A 22,118-nucleotide genomic window follows, 5' to 3' on the forward strand; every position below is an offset into this window, starting at 1 on the left:
GGAGTTTATTATGGCAATTCTAGTGACTGGCGGTGCAGGTTATATTGGCTCGCATACCATTGTTGAATTATTAAATACAAACCGCGAAGTGGTGGTGTTAGATAATTTAAGCAATTCATCTGAAATTTCGATTGAACGTGTTGAAAAAATCACGGGCAAAAAAGTGCCTTTTTACAAAGGTGATGTGTTAGACCGCGACATTTTACGCAAAATTTTTGCAGAAAATAAAATTGAGTCGGTGATTCATTTCGCGGGCTTAAAAGCCGTGGGTGAAAGCGTGCGTGAGCCATTGCGTTACTATCAAAATAATGTCACAGGCTCTATTGTATTAGTTGAAGAGATGCTCAAAGCAGGCGTGAATACGATTGTATTCAGCTCATCGGCAACGGTGTATGGCGATCCGCAAATTATCCCAATTGTGGAATCTTGCCCAGTTGGCGGCACAACCAACCCATATGGCACATCAAAATATATGGTGGAACGTATTTTAGAAGATACGGTCAAAGCCTTCCCACAATTAAGTGCCGTTATCTTGCGCTACTTCAACCCAGTAGGCGCTCACTCAAGCGGTTTAATTGGTGAAGATCCAAACGGCATTCCAAACAACTTATTGCCGTACATCAGCCAAGTGGCAGTTGGTAAATTGAAAGAGCTTTCTGTATTCGGTAGCGACTACGACACCCATGATGGCACTGGTGTGCGTGACTATATCCACGTGGTAGATTTGGCGTTAGGTCACTTAAAAGCGTTAGAAAAACACCAAGATGATGCAGGCTGCCACATCTATAACCTTGGCACAGGCGTGGGCTACTCTGTGTTAGATATGGTCAAAGCATTCGAAAAAGCAAACAATATTGAAGTGCCATACAAATTAGTCGATCGCCGTCCTGGGGATATTGCAACCTGCTATTCAAATCCGCAAAAAGCGTGGGAAGAGCTTGGTTGGAAAACACAACACGGCTTAGATGAAATGATGCGTGATACGTGGAATTGGCAAAAAAATAACCCGAATGGATATAAGGGCTAGTTTAGTCCTAATGTAATTATCGTAGGGATGGAGTTTATCTCCACACAAAATCTTATTCAATTTATCGGACGGGGATAAACCCCGTCCCTACGACAAGCAACATCATTGATATTTCCTTCCATAATTTCTCTTTTGAATATAAGAAAAAAATGACCGCTTCTCCATCTTCTCAACCTTCCATCTGGCAACAAATTTTTACGAAGAATATGTTGCTTTGCCTTTATACAGGCTTCTGTTCTGGCTTGCCGCTGTTTGTGTTAATCCAACTTCTGCCCGCGTGGTTTACTTCAATGAATTTGGATATCAAAACCATCGCCGCTTTCACATTAACTTCACTGCCTTACACCTGGAAATTCCTTTGGGCTGCCTTATTAGATCGCTATTTCCCTCCTTTTTTAGGGCGCCGTCGTAGTTGGATTTTTCTCTCACAAATCGGGCTATTTTTGATTTTAATCAGCTACGGCTTTTTTGATCCCGTGCAAGATATTGGCGTCATCACACTTCTCTCGGTTGTGTTGGCATTTCTCTCAGCGACACAAGATATTGTGATTGATGCGTTTCGTCGCGAAATTTTAAGCGACAACGAACTCGGTTTGGGTAACTCCATTCACGTAAATGCTTATCGCATTGCGGGGATCATTCCTGGTGGATTATCGCTATTTTTAGCAGATCATTACCCTTGGCAAACGGTGTTTATCATCACCGCAAGTTTTATGTTGCCTTGTTTGTTGATTACCCTGATTGCCAAAGAACCGCAACATTCGCCTGTGGATAAAAGCAAACCGTTTTACACCGCTTTTGTGGATCCTTTTGTTGAGTTTTTCACGCGTAAAGGCGTGATGGGCGCTTTGGGGTTAATCCTTTTTATTTTTCTTTATAAGCTGGGCGACTCACTCGCTACTTCGCTACAAACCAAATTTATTTTGGATATGGGCTTTACCAAATCACATATTGCCGCTGTGGTAAAAACGACCTCACTTTGGTGCAGTATTGGAGGCGGCATTGTGGGCGGCATCGCTATGCTTAAACTTGGCGTAAACCGTGCTTTGTGGCTATTTGGTAGTGTGCAATTGGTCACCATCTTGGGCTTTGCTTACCTTGCAAGTTTTGGGCATTTTGAGACCGCTTCTATCGGCACAAATGAACTTTTAAAATTGGGGCTTGTGATGGCGGGCGAATACTTAGGCGTAGGCTTAGGCACTGCCGCTTTTGTTGCCTTTATGGCACGTGAAACCAACCCGCTTTATACCGCAATGCAATTGGCTATTTTCACTAGCCTTGCCGCCTTACCGAGTAAATTCTTAGGGGCTTATACAGGGCATTTGGTGGAAGCTTTTGGCTACTATCACTTTTTCTGGATCTGCTTTTTTGTCGCTATCCCAGGAATGTTGATGTTGTTTAAGGTTGCCCCTTGGAATGTAGAAAGCAACGAGAAAACAAGCGGTTAAATTTTAAGAAAAATTTGCAATAGAAAAGCCAGCTATTTCCGTGTAAAATACTGGCTTTATTTCCATTTATAGCAGAAAAAATAGAGAAGAGAAGTATGGCAGAGAAGCGTTATGACGCAGATGAAATTACGGTATTAAAGGATCTTGAACCTGTCCAGATGCGTCCTGGAATGTATACCGATACTACTCGCCCTAACCACTTAGGACAAGAGGTGATTGATAACAGCGTGGACGAAGCGTTGGCGGGCTATGCTTCTCAAATCGATGTTATTTTGCACAAAGATAATTCGCTTGAGGTAATTGATAACGGGCGTGGTATGCCAGTGGATATTCACTCAACCGAAAAAATTTCTGGCGTGGAGTTAATTTTAACCAAGCTACACGCAGGCGGTAAGTTTTCGAATAAGAATTACACTTTCTCCGGCGGTCTGCACGGGGTGGGTATTTCAGTGGTGAACGCCCTTTCACAACGTGTGGAAATTGCGATTAAACGTAATGGCGAAGTGTACACAATTGCGTTTGAAAATGGCGTGAAAGTCGAAGATTTGAAAGTAGTTGGCAGTTGCCCGAAACGCCAAACGGGAACAACCGTTCGTTTTTACCCAAATCTAAAATATTTTGATTCGCCGAATTTTTCGGTCAGCCGTTTACGCCATTTACTTAAAGCCAAAGCAGTGCTTTGCCCGAAATTGACCATCAACTTTAAAGACCATATCAATAAAACCGAAGAGACTTGGTATTATGAAGATGGGCTTTCAGACTATTTAAACGAAGCGTTAGAAGGTTATGAATGTTTGCCAAATCCGCCGTTTATTGGCGATGTGGTGGATGAAACCGAAGCGGTAAGCTGGGCATTAACTTGGCTACCAGAGGGCGAATTGTTGGCGGAAAGTTACGTGAACTTAATCCCAACGTCACAAGGCGGCACACACGTAAACGGTTTGCGTAACGGCTTATTAAAAGCGATGACGGAATTTTGCGAAATTCATAATTTATTGCCGAAAAGCGTGAAATTAACCGCAGACGATGTTTGGAACCGTTGTGCTTACGTACTTTCGCTCAAAATCCAAGAGCCACAATTTGCGGGGCAAACCAAAGAGCGCCTCTCTTCTCGCCAAGCCTCAAGCTATGTTGAAAGCACGCTTAAAGATGCCTTTAGTTTATGGTTAAATCAAAACGTGCAAGTGGGGAAACAGATTGCTGAAATGGCAATTAGCTCAGCTCAGGCACGTTTGCGTGCGGCGAAAAAAGTGGTACGTAAAAAATTGGTTAATGGACCTGCTTTACCAGGAAAATTGGCGGATTGTATCTCTCAAGATTTAAGCCAAACCGAACTTTTCCTTGTGGAAGGGGACTCAGCGGGTGGTTCTGCGAAATCGGCTCGCGATAAAGATTACCAAGCGATTTTGCCGTTGCGTGGGAAAATTTTGAATACGTGGGAGGTTTCATCTGATCAAGTATTGGCTTCGCAAGAAGTGCACAATATTGCAATTGCCATCGGGATGGATCCAGATAGTGATAATTTAGAAGAGCTACGTTACGGCAAAATTTGTATTCTTGCTGATGCGGACTCGGATGGCTTACATATTGCAACTTTACTTTGTGCCTTGTTCCTGCGCCACTTCCCAAGTTTGGTGAAAAATGGACACGTTTATGTTGCAATGCCACCGCTTTACCGCATTGATATTGGTAAAGATGAGGTTCATTATGCCTTAGATGAAGCCGAAAAAGAGGCGATTTTAGCCCGCCTTGCGAAGAAAAAAGGCAAACCAAATGTACAACGTTTTAAAGGATTAGGTGAAATGAACCCAAGCCAACTGCGAGAAACCACAATGGATCCAAGCACGCGCCGTTTAATCCAGCTTACGTTAGCGGATAGTAATGAAGACGAAGCAGCCTCTCTACAGCGCACCATGGAAGCAATGGATATGCTACTTGCGAAAAAACGAGCAGAAGATCGCAAACAATGGCTACAAAATCGTGGGGATGAAGCAGAGTTGGATGTTTAAAAGCGGATAAATTTCTATATTTTCGAGCAAGAAAACAAGAACATAAGGCATAGAATTCTCTGCTATGCCTTTATCTTTTACTCAAATTCCAATTCTACCGAACTTTCCCCTAGCAAGGCTCGAAGCCCAACGAGCATTTTTTCGCTTGGTGTCACTCGCCATTCTACACCACCTTTTAATAAGGCTCTGCCTTGTTCGTTTTGGTAGTAGAAATGCAGAGGCAAGGTTCCTTCTTTGTAAGGTGTAATGCAAGCGGTCAATTCTTTCACAAATTTTGCATCTAATTGTTCTTGATTGATTGCAAGAGCAAGGCTTTTAGCATTACGAGTACGTGCATCATCAAGCGTCATAATTTCGCGGGCGGACATTTTTAATCCTCCGCTAAAATCATCAAATTGTATCGAACCTGTAGCGATAATAATGCCATCTTTCTCAATTAAATCTCCGTAAGTCTCTAAAGCTTCAGAGAAAAGCGTAATATCTAGCTTGCCTGAACGATCTTCAATGGTCGCAATGCCAATGCGACTACCTCGTTTAGTGACGGCTACACGATAGCCCACCACCATACCCGCCACGGTTGCATTTTGCCCACGAAAAGTCGGTTGTAATTCGTTTAAGCGAACAGGTGCATAGTGAGTCAGCTCTTTAAGGAAACGCCCGATTGGGTGTCCGCTCAAATACAAGCCTAATGTTGCCCTCTCACCATCTAAAATGGTTTGCTCACTCCATTTTGGCGTATTTGCATAGGCATTTTGTACCTCTTCTGGCGTTTCAGTCAGCACACCAAACATATCACTCTGCCCAAGCGCTTCCATTTTTGAATGCTGATCGGAGGCTTTAAGCGCATCTTCTAAGTTTTTCATTAAGGCTGCACGATGCGGACCGAGTTTATCCAAACTTCCCGACATAATCAGCGCATCAAAGGTGCGGCGGTTGATTTTTTTCAAATCGACACGAGCAGTTAAGTCAAACAGATCTTTGAAAATGCCATCTTGTTGGCGAGCAGATAAAATCGCATCAATCGGGCCTTCGCCCACGCCTTTAATTGCGCCTAAGCCGTAGACAATCTCGCCTTTTTCATTGACAGAAAAACGGTGCTTACCGCTATTAATATCAGGCGGCACAACGGTTAAGCCCATATTCATACATTCATCGTACAAGCCTACGATTTTATCGGTGTTGTCCATCTCGGAAGACATTACTGCCGCCATAAATTCAGCGGGGAAGTGCGCTTTAAGCCAGAGTGTTTGGTAAGAAACCAAGGCATAGGCTGCCGAGTGCGATTTATTGAAGCCGTACCCTGCGAATTTTTCCACAAGGTCGAAGATTTTCATCGCAAGATTACCATCAATGCCTTTATTGATTGCCCCTTTCTCGAAAATTTCACGCTGTGCTGCCATCTCTTCAGGCTTTTTCTTACCCATCGCACGACGCAACAAGTCCGCCCCACCGAGCGTATAGCCCGCCAACTCTTGAGCAATCTGCATAACTTGCTCTTGGTAAACAATAACGCCATAGGTCGGCTCTAAAATCGGTTTGAGGCATTCGTGCTGATATTGCGCATCAGGGTAGGAAACTTCCTCTTTGCCGTGTTTACGGTCGATAAAGTTCTGCACCATCCCCGATTCTAGCGGACCTGGGCGGAACAATGCCACCAACGCGATAATATCTTCGAAACAGTCGGGCTTGAGGCGAGAAATCAGATCTTTCATCCCGCGAGACTCTAGCTGGAACACCGCCGTGGTTTTTGATTGCAGCAGTAAATCGAACGATTTTTTATCATCCAGCGGAATGCTTTCAATCCGCACAGGCTCTTTGCCTTCAGCAGCCATTCGAGCATTGATCATCTCCAACGCCCATTTAATGATAGTGAGCGTACGTAAACCCAAGAAGTCGAATTTGACCAATCCCGCATATTCCACATCGTTTTTGTCAAAGTGGGTTACAGGATGCATCCCTTCCGAGTCGCAATAAAGCGGTGAAAAATCGGTAATTGCCGTTGGCGCAATCACTACGCCCCCTGCGTGTTTGCCTGCATTTCGGGTCACTCCTTCCAGTTTACGCGCCATATCGATCAGCACTTTTACCTCTTCATCGCTGTCGTAAAGCTCGGGTAATTTTGGCTCGGCAGCAAAGGCTTTTTCGAGCGTCATTCCTGGATCTAGAGGAATCAATTTTGAAATACGATCTACAAAGCTATACGGATGCCCAAGCACACGCCCCACATCGCGGATTACCGCTTTTGCCGCCATTGTACCGAACGTGATGATCTGCGATACCGCTTGGCGACCGTAAGTGTCTGCCACATGGTCAATCACGCGATCACGCCCATCCATACAAAAATCCACGTCGAAGTCTGGCATCGAAACACGTTCAGGGTTTAAAAAACGCTCAAAGAGCAAATCAAATTCAAGCGGATCAAGGTCGGTAATTTTCAACGCATACGCCACAAGCGAGCCCGCCCCCGAGCCACGCCCAGGACCTACAGGAATACCATTTTCTTTCGACCATTGAATAAACTCCATCACGATCAAGAAATAACCAGGGAAGCCCATTTGGTTAATTACATCTAGTTCAACTTGCAAACGTTTATCATAAACCGACCGCTTGTTTTTACGCTCTTCTTCATCTGGGAATAAAAATTCAAGTCGTTCTTCCAAGCCTTCTCGGGATTTTTGCACTAAATAATCTTCGGTGGAAAGTTCACCAGTCGGGAAATTTGGTAGGAAATATTCGCCCAAACGTACCGTTACTGAACAACGTTTTGCAATTTCTACCGTGTTTGCCAAAGCACTTGGAATATCCGCAAATAGGCGACACATCTCTTCTTCCGTGCGGAAATATTGCTGTGCGGAATATTTTTTCGGACGTTTTGGGTCGTCTAGCGTGTAGCTATCGTGAATCGCAACGCGGATTTCGTGCGCTTCAAAATCCTCAGGTTTTAGGAACACCACATCATTCACCGCAACTAGCGGGATGTTATGCTGAGAGGCAAAAGGCACAACCGCTTTAATGTAGTTCTCTTCATCCGCTCGCCCCGTGCGACAAAGTGAAAAGTAAAAATGATCGGGGAAATATTGCTGATAGAAAGCTGTCAGATTTTCCGCTTCTTTTGCATTTTCTTTGAGTAAAGCCTTGCCTACATCACCCAAACGCCCACCAGAAATGACAATCACGCCCTCATTGTATTCGGTTAGCCACTCTTTTTCCACTACGGGCAGGTCGACATAGCCCTGCTGGTAGGCTTTAGAAAGGAGCATCGTGATGTTGTGATAGCCTGTGTTATTTTTGGCAAGTAAAGTGAGCTCGTCCAGATCTTCAGTTTCTGGTATGGCACGTACGAGAATATCTGCCCCAATGATCGGTTTTAACCCCGAACTGAGGGCTTCACCATAGAATTTTACCAAGCCACAAAAGTTGCTAAAATCGGTAAGAGCCATCGCAACCATATTGCCTGCCACAGCATTTTTTACCAGCGGTTTGACTTTAGCTAAACCGTTGATCATTGAGAAATCGCTGTGAACTTTGAGATGAACGAAACGAGGGAGCATAGGAACCTTGTGAGATGTTTTATCTTATGTTTTAATCTAATAATTTCTTCGTTTTCTCTTCTGCCAAATCTCTCCTACTCTTTAGTAAAGAGAGGTAAGGAGATTTGGCAATATTAGTAAACGAAGAAATAAGTCTATTTAGCAAACTTACAACCCAGCTTTAAGACTAGCTTCAATAAACTTGTCTAAATCACCATCGAGCACAGCTTGAGTATTTCGGTTTTCCACACCAGTACGTAAATCTTTGATACGGCTATCATCTAACACATAAGAGCGGATCTGGCTACCCCAACCGATATCGGATTTGTTATCTTCCATCGCCTGTTTTTCGGCATTTTTCTTCATCATTTCCATCTCAAACAATTTTGCTTTAAGCTGTTTCATCGCCTGATCTTTATTTTGATGTTGTGAACGACCGTTCTGACATTGCACCACAATCCCCGATGGCATATGAGTAATTCGTACTGCTGATTCGGTTTTATTCACGTGCTGACCACCCGCTCCCGATGCTCGGTAAACATCGATGCGAAGATCTGCTGGATTAATTTCAATATCAATATCATCATCAATTTCAGGATAAACAAAAGCTGCAGCAAATGAGGTGTGGCGGCGGTTATTGGAGTCAAATGGACTTTTACGCACTAATCGGTGAATGCCTGTTTCAGTACGTAGCCAACCGAAAGCATATTCACCCGACACGCGAATTGTTGCCGATTTTAATCCAGCAACATCACCGTCTGAAACCTCGATCAACTCTGCCTTGAATCCTTTGCTTTCTGCCCAGCGTAAATACATACGTAGGAGCATTTCCGTCCAGTCTTGTGCTTCCGTACCGCCCGAACCTGCCTGTAAATCCACATAGCAATCAGACGCATCGTGTTGACCACTGAACATTCGTTGAAACTCTAATTTTGCAAGTTTTGCTTCTAACTCGACCGCTTCTGCTTGTGCTTCGTTGAAAGTGTCTTCATCTTCTGCTTCAACGGCAAGTTCAATTAAGCCCTCGAGATCTTCAATACCTTGGTCAAGGGCTTTGATGGTATTTACCACCATTTCAAGAGCAGAACGTTCTTTGCCTAAGGCTTGTGCTTTTTCAGGCGTATTCCAGATTTCTGGCTGCTCTAATTCAGCATTCACTTCTTCTAATCGTTCGACTTTAGCATCAAAGTCAAAGATACCTCCGAAGCACATTGGTGCGTTCAGCGAGATCAGCAAGTTGGGTTCGGATCGGGTTTAATTCAAACATTCTTTTTCCTTTAATCATAGCAAAGGGCGTGCTCAGCACGCCCCTTATATATTTACTTTTTGAATAATAACATTAAATTAGAATAATTTTCTTGATGTTTCAAATAATTCTTCTTTAAATGGGCGACGCATATTATTGATCGCATCAATAATGTCGTGGTGAACCAATTTTTCGTTTTGGATGCCCACACAGCGACCACCAAAGCCTTGAAGTAATAATTCTACCGCATAAACGCCCATACGCGAGCCTAAAATACGGTCGAAAGCACAAGGTACGCCACCACGTTGCGTGTGACCTAATACGGTTGCACGGGTTTCGTGACCAAATTTATCTTCAATTTCACGTGCTAATTGATGTACATCAGTCATTAACTCTGTAATAGCGATAATTGCGTGGCGTTTACCTTTGCGTAAACCACTTTCAATATTACGCATAAGGGATTCTTTATCTAAGCCTTTTTCTGGTACCACGATGTATTCACAACCGCCTGCTAATGCGGCACTGATGGTTAAATCGCCGCAGTGACGCCCCATAATTTCTACGATAGAGATACGTTGGTGCGAGCTTGAAGTATCACGTAAACGGTCGATAGCTTCTAATGCAGTTTCAAGTGCTGTTTGGTAGCCGATAGTGTAATCCGTACCTGCTACATCGTTGTCGATAGTGCCTGGCAAGCCAATACAGTTAATACCGTGCTCTTCGGTTAATAATTTTGCCCCCATATAAGAACCATCGCCACCGATTACCACTAAGCCATCGATCTCATATTTTTTAAGCACTTCCACGCATTTTGCTCGTACGGCGGGATCTTTAAATTCAGGGAAACGCGCTGAACCTAAGAAGGTACCGCCACGGTTAATCACATCTGATACAGAGTGACGCTCTAATTTTACTAATTTATCGTGGTATAAACCGTAGTAACCATCGCGAACGCCATAGATTTCTAAACCTTCGCTTAATGCTGCACGCACCACACCGCGGATAGCGGCGTTCATACCTGGTGCATCGCCACCGCTTGTTAATACGGCAATACGTTTGATTTCTTTAGCCATTTTGACACCTTATTTAAAAATTAAAAAATTCAATTGAGCGAGAGATTACGCCTTTTTGCGGGCGAATTCTACCATAAAATCGTTATTTTTTGATCTAATCCAATAAAATTGCTAACGCCTTATCAAGGGCTGTGAAAAATTGCTCTACATCCGCATCAGTATTGTAATGCGCCAGCGAAAGGCGCACCGTTCCCGCTTGATTTAAATAGAGAAGATAAGGTTTCGCACAATGCTCTCCACTGCGAATAGCTACTTTGCTTTCTGTGAAAAAAGACGCCAAATCAGCGTGGTGAATACCTTCAATTACAAAGCTCATTGTTGGGCTATTTTGACTGCCTAGAATATGCAAATTTTTATAGTTTTTTAACCGCTTACGAGTATTTTCCGCAAGCTGATAAAGGGATTGATTTAATGCTTTAAAATTCCATTCTTTTAGCCATTGTAACACTTCGCCAAAACCAATAATGCCAGCAATATTTGGCGTACCCGCTTCTAAACGATAAGGCAGCTCTGCTAACGTAAGTGCGGTTTCAGTGACATTTTGTAACATCTTCCCGCCATAAAAGAGCGGTTTTAAGACTTGCAAGCGGTCGAATTTCCCAATCAAAACGCCAACGCCATTTGGCCCATACATTTTATGTGCAGAGAAGGCATAGAAATCCGCTCCGATTTTTTGTACATCCACTTGCTCAGAACAGACTGCTTGTGCCATATCCACCACAATTTGAGCAGAAGAATGTTCACGAATAATGGAGATAATCTGTTCCGCTGGTTGGCGAACGCCTGTTACATTCGAGACTAAATTAAATGTCACAATTTTAGTTTTTGCTGATAACGCTTGCGTTAAAGCCTGCTGATCGATTTGGTAATCCACATTTAACGGCAGCACAATCAATTTTGCCTGTTTACGTTTGGCTAGTTGCTGCCACGGAATAAAATTGGCGTGATGTTCAGCAACAGAAATCACAATCTCATCGCCGGCTTGGATTTGATCTTCTAGCCCGTAAGCGACTAAATTTAGACTGTGAGTTGTACCACTGGTCCAAATGACCTCTTCTCGCTTTGCGTTAAAACGTTCAGCGACTAAACTACGAGCTTGTTCATATTGTTGAGTTTGAGACAAATCATATTGGCTACGATGTACCGAGCCAGCCGAACTGTAAAAATGCTGCGTCGCGTCAATCAACACTTGCGGTTTTAGCGTGGTCGCAGCACTGTCTAAATACGCCCAATCAGGAGATTGACGGAAAAACGGAAAATGTTGGCGAAATTTCTGGTTAATTTGGCTCATCGGAATTTTCCTTATCGATGTTTTCTCATTTTGTTATAGAGGCTATTGCACGGAATATTGTCACTATCACCATCCATTCGTTTGGCGTTACATTGGCGATAATAACGCTCGGCATCGGAGTAATTGGTAAAATCTTTGCAGGTTAATCTTTGAGAACAATCCACTCCTCCTATCGAGCCAGAGAGTTCGGCTGAGCGAATTTGCACCATCCCACCATTATTTGAATGTTGATACCTAATGCCTTTTAATTTACGCCATTCGGTTGGTTCAACAGGGCGAAGATCGTTCCACAAACCGATTTTTCTACTGCGAGCCTGCTCTTGAGCTTGCTCATAAATTGGCTGTGTTTGGCGATATGCCCACGCCATTCCTTGCTCAACCAGTTTTAAATTGACGTTTGTGTTATGGTCATAAACCACCGCTAACACTCGCCCATATTTATCATACCCTGTGCTTTGCAACATCACTTGCTTTTTAAACGCTAAGTTAGATAAGGCTTGCTTCGCTTTATTACCAAAGGGTTGAGATGACTCGGGGGCATCGATATAAAGCAATCGCACTTTAAGTTCTGTGCGCTTTTGTAAGCAAGTGAGGGTATCGCCATCGCTGATACCCACAACTTTGCAATCAATGGTTCGCTCTGTTTTCGCTATTACAAGCGGTGAAATTTGCCAGAAAAAGAGCAAAGAAAGTAAAAAGAAGAGTTGTTTCATAATTTAAAAACAAAAATGCTGAATTAACTTCGTCAATAGTTCTCTTGTTGGCTCAATAAACTTCGTTTCTAAAAACTCATCAGGCTGATGAGCTTGTTCAATCGAACCAGGACCAAGCACTAGCGTTGGGCAGAGTTGCTGGATATAAGGTGCTTCGGTGCAATAGTTTGCTGACTCACATTTTTCGCCCAATAATTTTTCTACCACTTGCACGATTTGAGCGGAATGTTCGCATTCATAACCTGGGATACCGCCGTGTAACTGGCGAATTTCGATTAAATCGCCATATTTTTCCAGCATTGGAGCAAGATTTTCTAGCATCAAATGATGTAAATCTTCCACCGCTAAACCTGGCAACGGGCGCATATCCAATTGCAACTCACAGCAAGCACAAATGCGGTTAATTGCATCGCCTCCGTGAATGTTGCCAAAATTCATTGTTGGATAAGGCACTTTGAAGAAATCGTTGAGGAATTTGGTTTTGAGCTCATTACGCATCGCAATTAAGTGGCTTGTAGCTTCGTGCATTAGCTCAATTGCGTTAATACCGCGATCGGGATCGCTTGAGTGCCCACTTCTACCTGTAATACGGATCGCCTCGCCCATATGCCCTTTGTGTGCTCGAATAGGTTTAAGTGAAGTTGGCTCGCCGATAATGGCACAATCTGGGCGAATATGGCTGTGTTGTGCAAAGGTTCTCGCGCCAACCATTGTCGTTTCTTCATCGGCTGTGGCTAAAATGCGGAGCGGTTTTTTTACTTGACTTAAGTCAAGTTGGCTTACTACATCCACAATGAAAGCAAAAAAGCCTTTCATATCTGCCGTACCTAAGCCGTAAAATTTCCCTCCTTTTTCAGTAACATTAAATGGATTAAACGTCCATTTTCCCTCATCAAAAGGAACTGTGTCGGTGTGTCCCGCCAGCAATAAGCCGCCTTCACCTTCGCCATAAGTTGCCAATAAATTGTATTTATCTCGGCTATTTTCAACCGCTAAAATCTCGGTGTGAAAGCCTAAATCATTGAGCCAGTTTGCCAATAATTCAATCAGCGGTTTGTTCGACTGATCTTCAAATGCTTCAAGGCTTGAAATAGTCGGGATGGCAATCAGTTGTGAATAGCGATCAATAAATTTCATCATCTTCTTCCTCTTGTTGACGATGGCTTATGATATTTCTTATGACGGCAAAACCCGCAATTATTTCCCAAATCATTATGGTATAAAGGCTGATACGCTCTAATATTGGTGAAAATAACGTTGGATAAACCATTGTAATACTTACGCAAATCAATCCAATAAAGCCAAGCCAGAGACTTGATTTTTTAAGGCGTGGTGTAAGGGTTTTGTCTAAATCTAGCCCTATAAAAAGCAACATTAAATTACCGATAATAATGGTGAGGCTTAAGCCGAAATTTTGCAAATTACCCTCTGAATAGCGACCGCTCGTAATCTCGGATACTAATGCCGTACCGATAGCAAAAAGCAGTGCGAGCACAAGCTCAACCAGCCAGAGGCGTTTGTGTGAAATTGGATAAAGGCAAATAAAATAGAACGGCACGACGATGTAGCTTTGGTAGCTAAACAATGCTCGCATAATATGCGGTAAGTTGGAAAGCGAGCTTTCTTTACCATCAATCACGCTTCCAATCGGGAAAAAAAGTTCTAATGTTGAATGATGAAAATAAGTGGTGATGGAACGTTCACTAAATAGAATCGCAACGTGTTCACCAAAAAGATAAAATACCCCCGCATAAGCCATTAATCCACCGAACATAACGGTTAAAATCATCGCCATTTTCTTAAAGCAAGGATGCATTAAATAGGGATAAACCGCTATCGCAAAAGAGCCACTTTTAAAGTAGTGTCGAGTATTTTGAGAAATCGAAACCAAGAAATTAAAGATTAGGGCGAGATATTTCATCTGATAAAAGCCTACTACAAAAAGGCATAAATAGAGCCAATGGATAAAAGAATGGTACAGCCAAGAGCAACTGTTTCATTACGTGAAAAATCAAATTTACCCGTTTTCTGATAACGTGTGTAGAAAAAGAGAATTGCCCCAGGTGTGTATAAAATCACCGAAAAGAGCAAATATTCCATTCCAGCAGCGTAAACTAACCAGAAACCGTAAAGAGTTGCAATAATTCCTGTTAGCTTGATATACCAAACAGCCCCAATTTTAAATGCGAGACGAAGTAAATAAGTACCGACTAGAAAATAAGGCACTAGAATCATTGTGGTTGTTAACTGAATGAGTACATCATACCCTTTGCTGGTAAAAAAAACGAGCACCAAGATAATTTGAATAACGATGTTAGTAAACCAGAGCGAGCTAATTGGTGTGTCGTTTTCATTCTTTTTATTCAAAAAATGTGGGAATACTTGTGTTTTAGAAGCTTGATACATTACTTCTGCTGAAAACATTGTCCAGCTCATATAAGATGCAAGTACAGATACAATTAAGCAAAAAGTAATCAAAATTTTACCGCTTGTGCCGATCATATGCTCCATAATGCCCGTCATTGAAGGATTTGGCATAGCAGCAATCACTTCACGTGGCAAAATACCGAGCGAAAGTGCAGTAATTGCTACATAAAGAACCAGGGCGATTAAAATGCCGAGGATAGTCGCAATGCCCACATCATTTTTCTTTTTCGCGTGAGCGGAAAGAACCGTTGCACCTTCCACGCCCACAAAAACCCAAAGGGTAATGAGCATAGTGCTTTTGATCTGATCTAATAGCGACATTTGCAAACTTTCTCCGTGGAAATCTTGCATAAATTGAGTAGGCGAGAAAAAGATTATGGCTAATACAATAAAAACAATTAACGGAAGTACTTTAACGATCGTTGCAATTAAGTTCACATAGGCGGCCTCTTTTACGCCCTTTGCAATCAAAATATGGATCAACCACACCACCAAAGAGGCAGATAAAATCGACATCAGCGAAGTACCATCGCCAAAGATGGCGACTTGTTCACTATCAAAGAAGAGACCAAAGCCACTAAATGCCACCACAAGATAACTCACGCTACCAATAGAAGTACAGAGCCAGTAGCCCCATGCTGCAAGTCCGCTGATAAAATCGCCAAAGCCTTCTCGGGCATAGGTATAAATGCCTCCATCTAAATCAGGGCGTAATCGGGAGAGAAAGAAAAAAGAGAGTCCAAGGAAAAGAATCCCCAAACCTGTGATTGCCCAACCTGTGAGCAAAGCTTCCGCACTTGCAACTGCAGCCATATTTTGTGGTAGGCTAAAAATACCCGAACCAATCATTGAACTCAGCACTAGTGCAGTAAGTGATACTAACCCGATTTTGCTTTTTGACATAAAATGTCCTTTTATTTATTTCGTTAATTATTCAAAAAATTTGCATAATCTATCATAAAAAGAGGAAATTCTCTAATTATAAAAAATGACATGAATTATCAACGGCTCTTAGAGATTATGAATATTTAAAAATAAAAATCTCCATTGAATTAACATATCAATGGAGATTTCTTTAAGAAACTTCTCTTACAGTTTAGGAATTTCCGCTCCTGATGAAAGCAAATCTTGAATATCCGATTTCAATACATCGGCTTTTGGTCCGTAAATCGCTTGGATGCCTGTGCCTTTGGCAATAAAGCCCATTGCTCCTACTTGTTTCCATTCCGCTTCTTTGCCCACTAATTCTGGGTTATGAACGGTGATACGTAAACGGGTCATACAAGCATCGACATTCGAGATGTTATCTTTGCCACCCAGTAAGTTGATGATTTTCACCACTTGTTCACTGCCGTTTGCTACTTTTTTCTCGTCTGCTGGCGCTTCGTCTGAGTTTTTTGCATCATAGTTACCGTTACGACCTGCAGTAGCAAGGTTAAATTTCTTAATCATAAAATTGGCGATAAAGAACATCACCACGGCGAATAGGATTGAGACCCAGATGAAGTTCACTAAATCCATTCCGATACCAGCTTTAATTGCCATTGGCGTACGGGTTAAGAACTCGATGTTACCGAATGAATGCACGCGTAAGTCCACAATATCTGCCATCGCAAACGCTGTACCTTGTATTACGGCATACACAAGGTAAAGCGGAAGTGCCACAAACATAAACATATATTCGATTGGCTCGGTTACACCAGTTAAGAACACCGCAAGGGCAGAAGAAAGGAAGATCCCTTTGTAAACTTTTTTCTTGTCAGCATCCACGTTGATGTACATCGCAAGGGTTAAGCCCATTAAGATACCGCTTGAGCCGATCATTTGACCTACTTTAAAGCGAGCAGGGGTCACATTATTAAGTAATTCGTTGTATTGTACAATATCGCCTGAATCTTTTAAGTTAATGAGATCAGAAATCCATGCGAGCCATAATGGGTCTTGACCGAATACTTGTTTGCCCGCTTGTGCACCAGTTAAGAACTCATAAGTGCCACCTAATGAAGTGTAGTTCATCGGAATGGTAAGCATATGGTGCAAGCCGAATGGCAATAAGAGACGCTCTAAGGTACCATACACAAATGGTGCAAGAATTGGTGCCGAGCTTTGTGAATTGGCAATCCATTCACCGAAATGATTGATTCCTGTTTGTACAATTGGCCAGAATAAGGCTAAGAAAATCGCTACAATCACAGAGCGGAAAATTACCACGAAAGGCACGAAACGTTTACCGTTGAAGAAAGTAAGCACTTCAGGCAATTTACGGAAGTTGTAGTAGCTGTTGAACGTGGTTGCGCCCACAAAACCCGCAATAATCCCGACGAACACGCCCATATTTAAGGCTGGTTGTCCGAGAATATTCACGAAGTAGTGTGCAACTGGAATCTCGCCTGCGAATATGGTGCTAACGTGTGCAGTTGGATCGCTTAACATTTCCAATTTCACACCAAAGAAATTACCCGTGATTAAGTTAATCAAGATAAACGCTAAGCCAGCCGCAAAAGCACCGCCTGCTCGTTCATTCGCCCAGCTACCACCAATGGCTAACGCAAAGAGCAAGTGAAGGTTACCAATAATCCCCCAACCAATTTGGGCAATAATGTTTCCCACCATCGCGAGCCAATGGGCATCGCTAATTAACGGCAATGAGTTACCGATACTGACCATTAAACCTGCGGCAGGCATAACGGCAATCACCACCATTAGGCACTTGCCGAATTTTTGCCAAAATTCAAAACTGAGCAGTTTTTTCATTTATATCTCCTACAATAAAAGCTCGACTTCTACACCAAAATGGTCGGATACAATCGGTTTATTTTTGTTATTAAAAATCACCTGACTGGATAAAACCCTTTGGGCTTGATTTAAAAAAATATAATCTAATCGTTTCTCTTGGCTATGTCCTTGCCAGCCGTCAATCGCTTTTTCTACTGTCACGCCGCGGTCTTTTTGCTCGGCAAGTTCAAAGGTATCAAGCAAACCAAGCGATTGAATTTGTTGGTAAGATTGCAAATCACCAATGGCATCGGTGTTGAAATCACCCATCAAAATTTTAAGATTATCGCTTTGGCTACGCTCAACAATGTTACGAATGTTGTCGAGTTGATTTTCGCCTTCGCAGTTCGGCAAATTGATGTGGCAAGAGTAGCAATCAATCCGCTTGCCTTGATATTCCACGGTTAAGCCGAGAATTTTGCGGGAAAGGATGGAATCAAGGCGTTGATGCTGGCTGCAATAAAACGGATCAACTTCGCACACAGGTAAGCGGGTTAAAAAGGCGATGCCTTCGTCATATTTGTCGTAACCGATGTGCGAGTTGCTCCAAAAAAGTGAGTATTTTTGCTCTGCACTTTGGTTGATTTTATTGAGTAAAATGACACCGTAGTTATCCGCTTTCAATTCCCGAGAAATGGCAGGAGATGCCATCAATTGATTTACCTCCTGCAATGCAATTACATCGTAGCCTTTTTCCACAATGGTGTCGGCAAGAATGTCGATTTTTTCTGCTTGGTTATCTTCTAACCAAGCGTGTACGTTGAGGGTCAGTAATTTCATACCTTCCTCTTAGCCCTCACAGTGCCAGATGTCAGCGTTGTATTGCGCAATGGTTCGGTCGGATGAGAAGAAACCTGCTTTGGCAATGTTTTGTACTACTTTTTCGTTCCATCTATCTTGGTCTTCATAATCGGCAAGAATTTGCTCTTTCGCTTTTATATAAGCATCGAAGTCGATTAAGGTCATAAACCAGTCTTTATTCAACAATTCATTGTAAAGACGAGTTAAGCGCGTTTCGTTGCCTAATTTCACAATTGCAGGATTCAGAATAAAATCAACCGCTCTTTTGATATTTTTGTCTGCTTCGTAGTAATCTTTTGACACATAGCCTGCAGTTTCATAAAGCTTGATGATGCTTTCTGAATCTTTACCGAAGGTGTAAATGTTTTCCGCCCCCGCTAATTCCGCAATTTCCACGTTCGCACCGTCCATTGTACCAAGGGTTAATGCACCGTTTAGCATAAATTTCATATTGCCCGTACCAGAGGCTTCTTTTGAGGCAAGGGAAATTTGCTCTGAGATATCGGTTGCAGGAATTAATTTTTCTGCCACGCTCACGTTATAGTTTTCCACTAAGAATACGTTTAAATATTGATTTACCTCAGGATCGTTATTAATCAATTCTGATAAGCAAAGAATTAAGTGAATAATATCTTGGGCAATAATATAGGCAGGCGCTGCTTTACCGCCAAAAATCACTGTGATTTTACGTTTGGGTAATTTACCCGCTTTAATTTCAAGATATTTATGAATCACATAAAGTGCATTCATTTGCTGACGTTTATATTCGTGGAAGCGTTTAATTTGCGTATCAATAATAGAATGTTCGTCTAATTCAATGCCTTTATTTTCTTTCAGATATTTTTTCAATGCGAGTTTATTATTAAATTTAATTTCCGCTAATTTTTGATGCACTGCTTTATCATTTTTAAATGCTAATAATTTTTCTAACTCTGTAGCATCGTGTAAATAACCTTCTCCAATTAATGTTTTAATATAAGTAGCTAATTCTTGGTTTGAAAATTCTAACCAACGACGGAACGTAATCCCATTGGTTTTATTATTGAATTTTTCAGGATAAATTACATAGAACGCTTTTAATTCTGAATTTTTTAAAATTTCTGTATGCAATGCTGCTACGCCATTCACCGAATTAGAGAAGTGAATATCCATATGTGCCATATGCACGCGTTTGTGTTCATCAATAATTTGCACCGCAGGGTCTTTATAGGTTTTGCGAACTAATTGATCTAATTTTTTAATAATTACCACAAGGTGCGGAACCACTTCATTTAAATAAGCTAACGGCCATTTTTCTAAGGCTTCTGCAAGAATTGTGTGGTTGGTATAACCCACCATATTACGGACAATTTCTACCGCTTCATCAAATTTCAAATGATGTTTTTTGGTTAATAAACGAATTAATTCAGGAATCACCATTGAAGGGTGCGTATCATTAATTTGCACATAAGCATAATCTGCTAAATCGTGTAAATTACTGCCACGTTCAATCGCTTCATCAATTAACAATTGTGCTGCATTCGATACCATAAAGTATTGCTGATAAATGCGTAATAACTCGCCATTTTTATCAGAATCATCTGGGTAAAGGAATAACGTCAGATTTTCTTTAATTTTGGTTTTATCAAATTCAATGCCAGTTTCAATAAGATTATAATTTAAGGCTTGAATATCGAATAAATTCAGATAGTTTTTGCTCTCTTTTTTATAGCCTAAAATATCTACACGATCTAATTTAGAGGTTAAAGTAAAGTGTTTGAACGGCACTTCATAGCTGATTTCTGTTGGAATTAACCAAGAATTCTCTTCAATCCAATTATTTGGCTCTGCGTGCTGTTCATTCTTTTTAAATACTTGTTTAAATAAACCGCAGTGATAATTTAAGCCCACGCCTTCCGCATTCAAGCCTAAAGTGGACATCGAATCAATAAAGCAAGAGGCTAAACGCCCTAAACCACCGTTCCCTAAAGACGGCTCTGGCTCAATATCTTCAATATGGCTTAAGGATTTCCCCGCTTCAGCTAATTCGGCTTTGATCTCTTGATAAATTCCAAGGTTAATTAAGTTATTTGATAATAATTTACCGATTAAAAACTCCGCTGAAATGTAGTATACCTTACGTTTGGCGGTGTTTTTGGTTTTGTCGGCAGAGAGGCTTTTCACATAATTTAATAACTGAACGTAAATTTCATGATCACTAAGTTGTTCTAATGTTTTATGAGTGGCAGTTTGTACGAAAGTACTAAATTGAGTCATTGTAATGCTCCTTTTAAAATTAAGAATTGTGGTGCATTTTACTCTAAACTGATTCTCAATCAATTGCTTTTACGTAAAAGTTAGTTTTTTTATATGAAATTGTGATGTGGATCACGTTTTTACGTATAACTTATCTGGTTTTATGGTATGCTATAAAACATATAAAGGAATAACGAATAGAGTAAGCATAAAAGAAAGGGTAAAAATGAGTAAATATAAGCAAGTTTATAGTGAAATTAAAACCCAGATTAGCCAAGGACTTTTAGCACCTAATCAAGAATTACCGAGCGAAAATGAGCTGATGCAAAGCTATGGTTTTTCTAAAGATACAATTCGTAAGGCATTATCTTTGCTTGAAATGGATGGTTATATTCAGAAACAGCAGGGCAGAAATTCCATTGTTTTAGAGCGTGATTTATTAAAATTACAACCGCTCTCTGAACTTAAAACGATGAGTGAGCTAAACCATAAATTTACCCATCAAGTGAAAACGCTTCTTTCTAGCTTATATATTGTGCAAGGCGAAGAGACACTTATGCGGATCTTTAATGTAAATGATCAAATAGACTTTTACCGTATAAGTCGCCATCGTGAAATAGATGGTGAAGCTGTGGAATATGAGATCTCTTATTTTGACAGACGCATTGTGCCTTTTATTAGCCGTGAAATTGCTGAACAATCTATCTACCGCTATTTAGAAAATGAACTCGGCTTGAAAATTAGCTATTCTCAGAGGGAAATTAGTTTCCGTTATGCTAACGACGAAGAAAAAGAGAAAATGGATTTAGGCGAATATGAGATGGTAGTCAGCGTAATCAGCACCACTTATTTAGCCGATGGTCGCCCATTCCAATACGGCAGTATTAGTTATCGCCCAGATAAAATTACCTTTTCTTCAACGGCAAAACGCTATGTTTAGCCCTAAAAACCGCTCGAAATAGCGGTTTATTTTTAGCTAGATTTTGCAAATGTCTCTTTCAAAATTCCTTCCAAGACCGTGATTTGACCACTTGTTCCCTTTTAGACTGTTTCAGGAATCTGTGGCAAATTCACGGCTTCGACCGAGCCTAATGCTTTGGCTTTTTGGTAAAATGCTAACTTATATTCCAGTAATGCTAAATAGCGTTTTAATTCGGTAATTTGGCATTTCACATTTTCTGTTTGGCTTTCAAATAATCCAGAAAATCGACCGTTTGGTGTGATTTATAGGCTTTCTGGCTTGACTTGTACGGAACAAAATTTCATTACTAAATCAGGCTTTCAGCGTTATGCAGCTGAACATCAAGTGATTGTGGTTGTGCCTGATACTAGCCCTCGCGGAGAACAAGTGCCGAACGATGCGGCTTACGATTTAGGGCAAGTGCGGGCTTTTATGTTAATGCGACCGAGCAGCCTTGGGCGACGAATTATCAAATGTATGATTATATCTTGAACGAATTGCCTACTTTAATTGAAGCAAATTTCCCGACCAACGGCAAACGTTCCATTATGGGGCATTCAATGGGCGGACACGGTGCATTGG

Annotated in this window: 15 protein-coding genes and 2 pseudogenes; 5 read left to right on the plus strand and 12 right to left on the minus strand. The window is 41.5% G+C overall.

Annotated elements, in window-relative coordinates; translation table 11 throughout:
• The first annotated feature begins 10 nt into the window (after nucleotides 1-10).
• From galE to parE, 3 genes are all read left to right on the plus strand, one after another.
• Nucleotides 11-1,027 carry a UDP-glucose 4-epimerase GalE gene (gene galE, locus QMF79_RS06560; protein WP_281773200.1) on the plus strand — a complete coding sequence of 339 codons (1,017 nt, stop codon included), beginning with the start codon at nucleotides 11-13 and terminating at the stop codon, nucleotides 1,025-1,027.
• Between the two features lie 149 nt (nucleotides 1,028-1,176).
• The gene (locus QMF79_RS06565; RefSeq protein ID WP_281773201.1) at nucleotides 1,177-2,475 is read left to right on the plus strand and encodes an AmpG family muropeptide MFS transporter; all 1,299 of its coding nucleotides are present in this window, start codon (nucleotides 1,177-1,179) and stop codon (nucleotides 2,473-2,475) included.
• A gap of 95 nt (nucleotides 2,476-2,570) precedes the next feature.
• Nucleotides 2,571-4,484 carry a DNA topoisomerase IV subunit B gene (gene parE / locus QMF79_RS06570; RefSeq protein ID WP_281773202.1) on the plus strand — a complete coding sequence of 638 codons (1,914 nt, stop codon included), beginning with the start codon at nucleotides 2,571-2,573 and terminating at the stop codon, nucleotides 4,482-4,484.
• 77 nt (nucleotides 4,485-4,561) lie between these two features.
• On the opposite strand, the gene dnaE is transcribed toward parE, so the two are convergent.
• The 11 genes from dnaE to glgP all read right to left on the minus strand — a co-directional run bounded on the left by dnaE (nucleotide 4,562) and on the right by glgP (nucleotide 20,596).
• Nucleotides 4,562-8,035 (minus strand): DNA polymerase III subunit alpha, encoded by a 3,474-nt coding sequence (gene dnaE, locus QMF79_RS06575; protein WP_281773203.1) that lies wholly within the window; start codon nucleotides 8,033-8,035, stop codon nucleotides 4,562-4,564.
• Between the two features lie 147 nt (nucleotides 8,036-8,182).
• Nucleotides 8,183-9,281, minus strand: a protein-coding gene (gene prfB / locus QMF79_RS06580) for a peptide chain release factor 2 (protein ID WP_281773204.1) whose coding sequence is annotated in 2 segments (ribosomal slippage) — nucleotides 8,183-9,205 and nucleotides 9,207-9,281 — 1,098 coding nt in all. Because the reading frame shifts where the segments join, the coding sequence is not laid out codon by codon here.
• Nucleotides 9,282-9,358: 77 nt separating this feature from the next.
• Nucleotides 9,359-10,333 carry a 6-phosphofructokinase gene (pfkA, locus tag QMF79_RS06585; RefSeq protein WP_111312126.1) on the minus strand — a complete coding sequence of 325 codons (975 nt, stop codon included), beginning with the start codon at nucleotides 10,331-10,333 and terminating at the stop codon, nucleotides 9,359-9,361.
• A gap of 94 nt (nucleotides 10,334-10,427) precedes the next feature.
• A complete protein-coding gene (locus QMF79_RS06590) occupies nucleotides 10,428-11,624 on the minus strand; it encodes an aminotransferase class V-fold PLP-dependent enzyme (RefSeq protein WP_281773205.1) in 1,197 nt (398 codons plus the stop codon).
• 11 nt (nucleotides 11,625-11,635) lie between these two features.
• Nucleotides 11,636-12,337, minus strand: a complete 702-nt coding sequence (locus QMF79_RS06595) for a thermonuclease family protein (RefSeq protein ID WP_281773206.1) — start codon at nucleotides 12,335-12,337, stop codon at nucleotides 11,636-11,638.
• Between the two features lie 3 nt (nucleotides 12,338-12,340).
• Complete coding sequence (argE, locus tag QMF79_RS06600; RefSeq protein ID WP_281773215.1) at nucleotides 12,341-13,474, minus strand: acetylornithine deacetylase; 1,134 nt, start codon at nucleotides 13,472-13,474, stop codon at nucleotides 12,341-12,343.
• Nucleotides 13,461-14,126: a DUF998 domain-containing protein gene (locus tag QMF79_RS06605; protein WP_281773207.1), complete on the minus strand. Its 666-nt coding sequence runs from the start codon at nucleotides 14,124-14,126 to the stop codon at nucleotides 13,461-13,463. The genes argE and QMF79_RS06605 overlap by 14 nt, the downstream gene beginning before the upstream one ends.
• 146 nt (nucleotides 14,127-14,272) lie before the next feature.
• Nucleotides 14,273-15,667, minus strand: a complete 1,395-nt coding sequence (locus QMF79_RS06610; RefSeq protein ID WP_281773208.1) for a basic amino acid/polyamine antiporter — start codon at nucleotides 15,665-15,667, stop codon at nucleotides 14,273-14,275.
• 186 nt (nucleotides 15,668-15,853) lie between these two features.
• Nucleotides 15,854-17,518: a PTS transporter subunit IIBC gene (locus QMF79_RS06615; protein ID WP_281773209.1), complete on the minus strand. Its 1,665-nt coding sequence runs from the start codon at nucleotides 17,516-17,518 to the stop codon at nucleotides 15,854-15,856.
• Between the two features lie 9 nt (nucleotides 17,519-17,527).
• Nucleotides 17,528-18,319 carry an endonuclease/exonuclease/phosphatase family protein gene (locus QMF79_RS06620; protein WP_281773210.1) on the minus strand — a complete coding sequence of 264 codons (792 nt, stop codon included), beginning with the start codon at nucleotides 18,317-18,319 and terminating at the stop codon, nucleotides 17,528-17,530.
• Nucleotides 18,320-18,328: 9 nt separating this feature from the next.
• Nucleotides 18,329-20,596, minus strand: coding sequence for a glycogen/starch/alpha-glucan family phosphorylase (gene glgP / locus QMF79_RS06625; RefSeq protein ID WP_281773211.1), 2,268 nt, complete (start codon nucleotides 20,594-20,596; stop codon nucleotides 18,329-18,331).
• A gap of 205 nt (nucleotides 20,597-20,801) precedes the next feature.
• Between glgP and QMF79_RS06630 the strand changes: the two genes are divergently transcribed.
• The gene (locus QMF79_RS06630; protein ID WP_281773212.1) at nucleotides 20,802-21,515 is read left to right on the plus strand and encodes a UTRA domain-containing protein; all 714 of its coding nucleotides are present in this window, start codon (nucleotides 20,802-20,804) and stop codon (nucleotides 21,513-21,515) included.
• A 101-nt stretch (nucleotides 21,516-21,616) separates the two neighbouring features.
• Here QMF79_RS06630 and QMF79_RS06635 read toward each other — a convergent pair.
• A pseudogene (locus QMF79_RS06635) lies at nucleotides 21,617-21,772 on the minus strand (MerR family transcriptional regulator); the annotation flags it as partial.
• On the opposite strand from QMF79_RS06635, the pseudogene QMF79_RS06640 reads away from it, so the two are divergent.
• Nucleotides 21,750-22,118 (plus strand): annotated as a pseudogene (locus tag QMF79_RS06640) (alpha/beta hydrolase-fold protein); the annotation flags it as partial. The pseudogenes QMF79_RS06635 and QMF79_RS06640 sit on opposite strands and share 23 nt — an antisense overlap.

The sequence above is a fragment of the Pseudohaemophilus parahaemolyticus genome (assembly GCF_938021905.1).
Lineage (GTDB): Bacteria > Pseudomonadota > Gammaproteobacteria > Enterobacterales > Pasteurellaceae > Haemophilus_A > Haemophilus_A parahaemolyticus_B.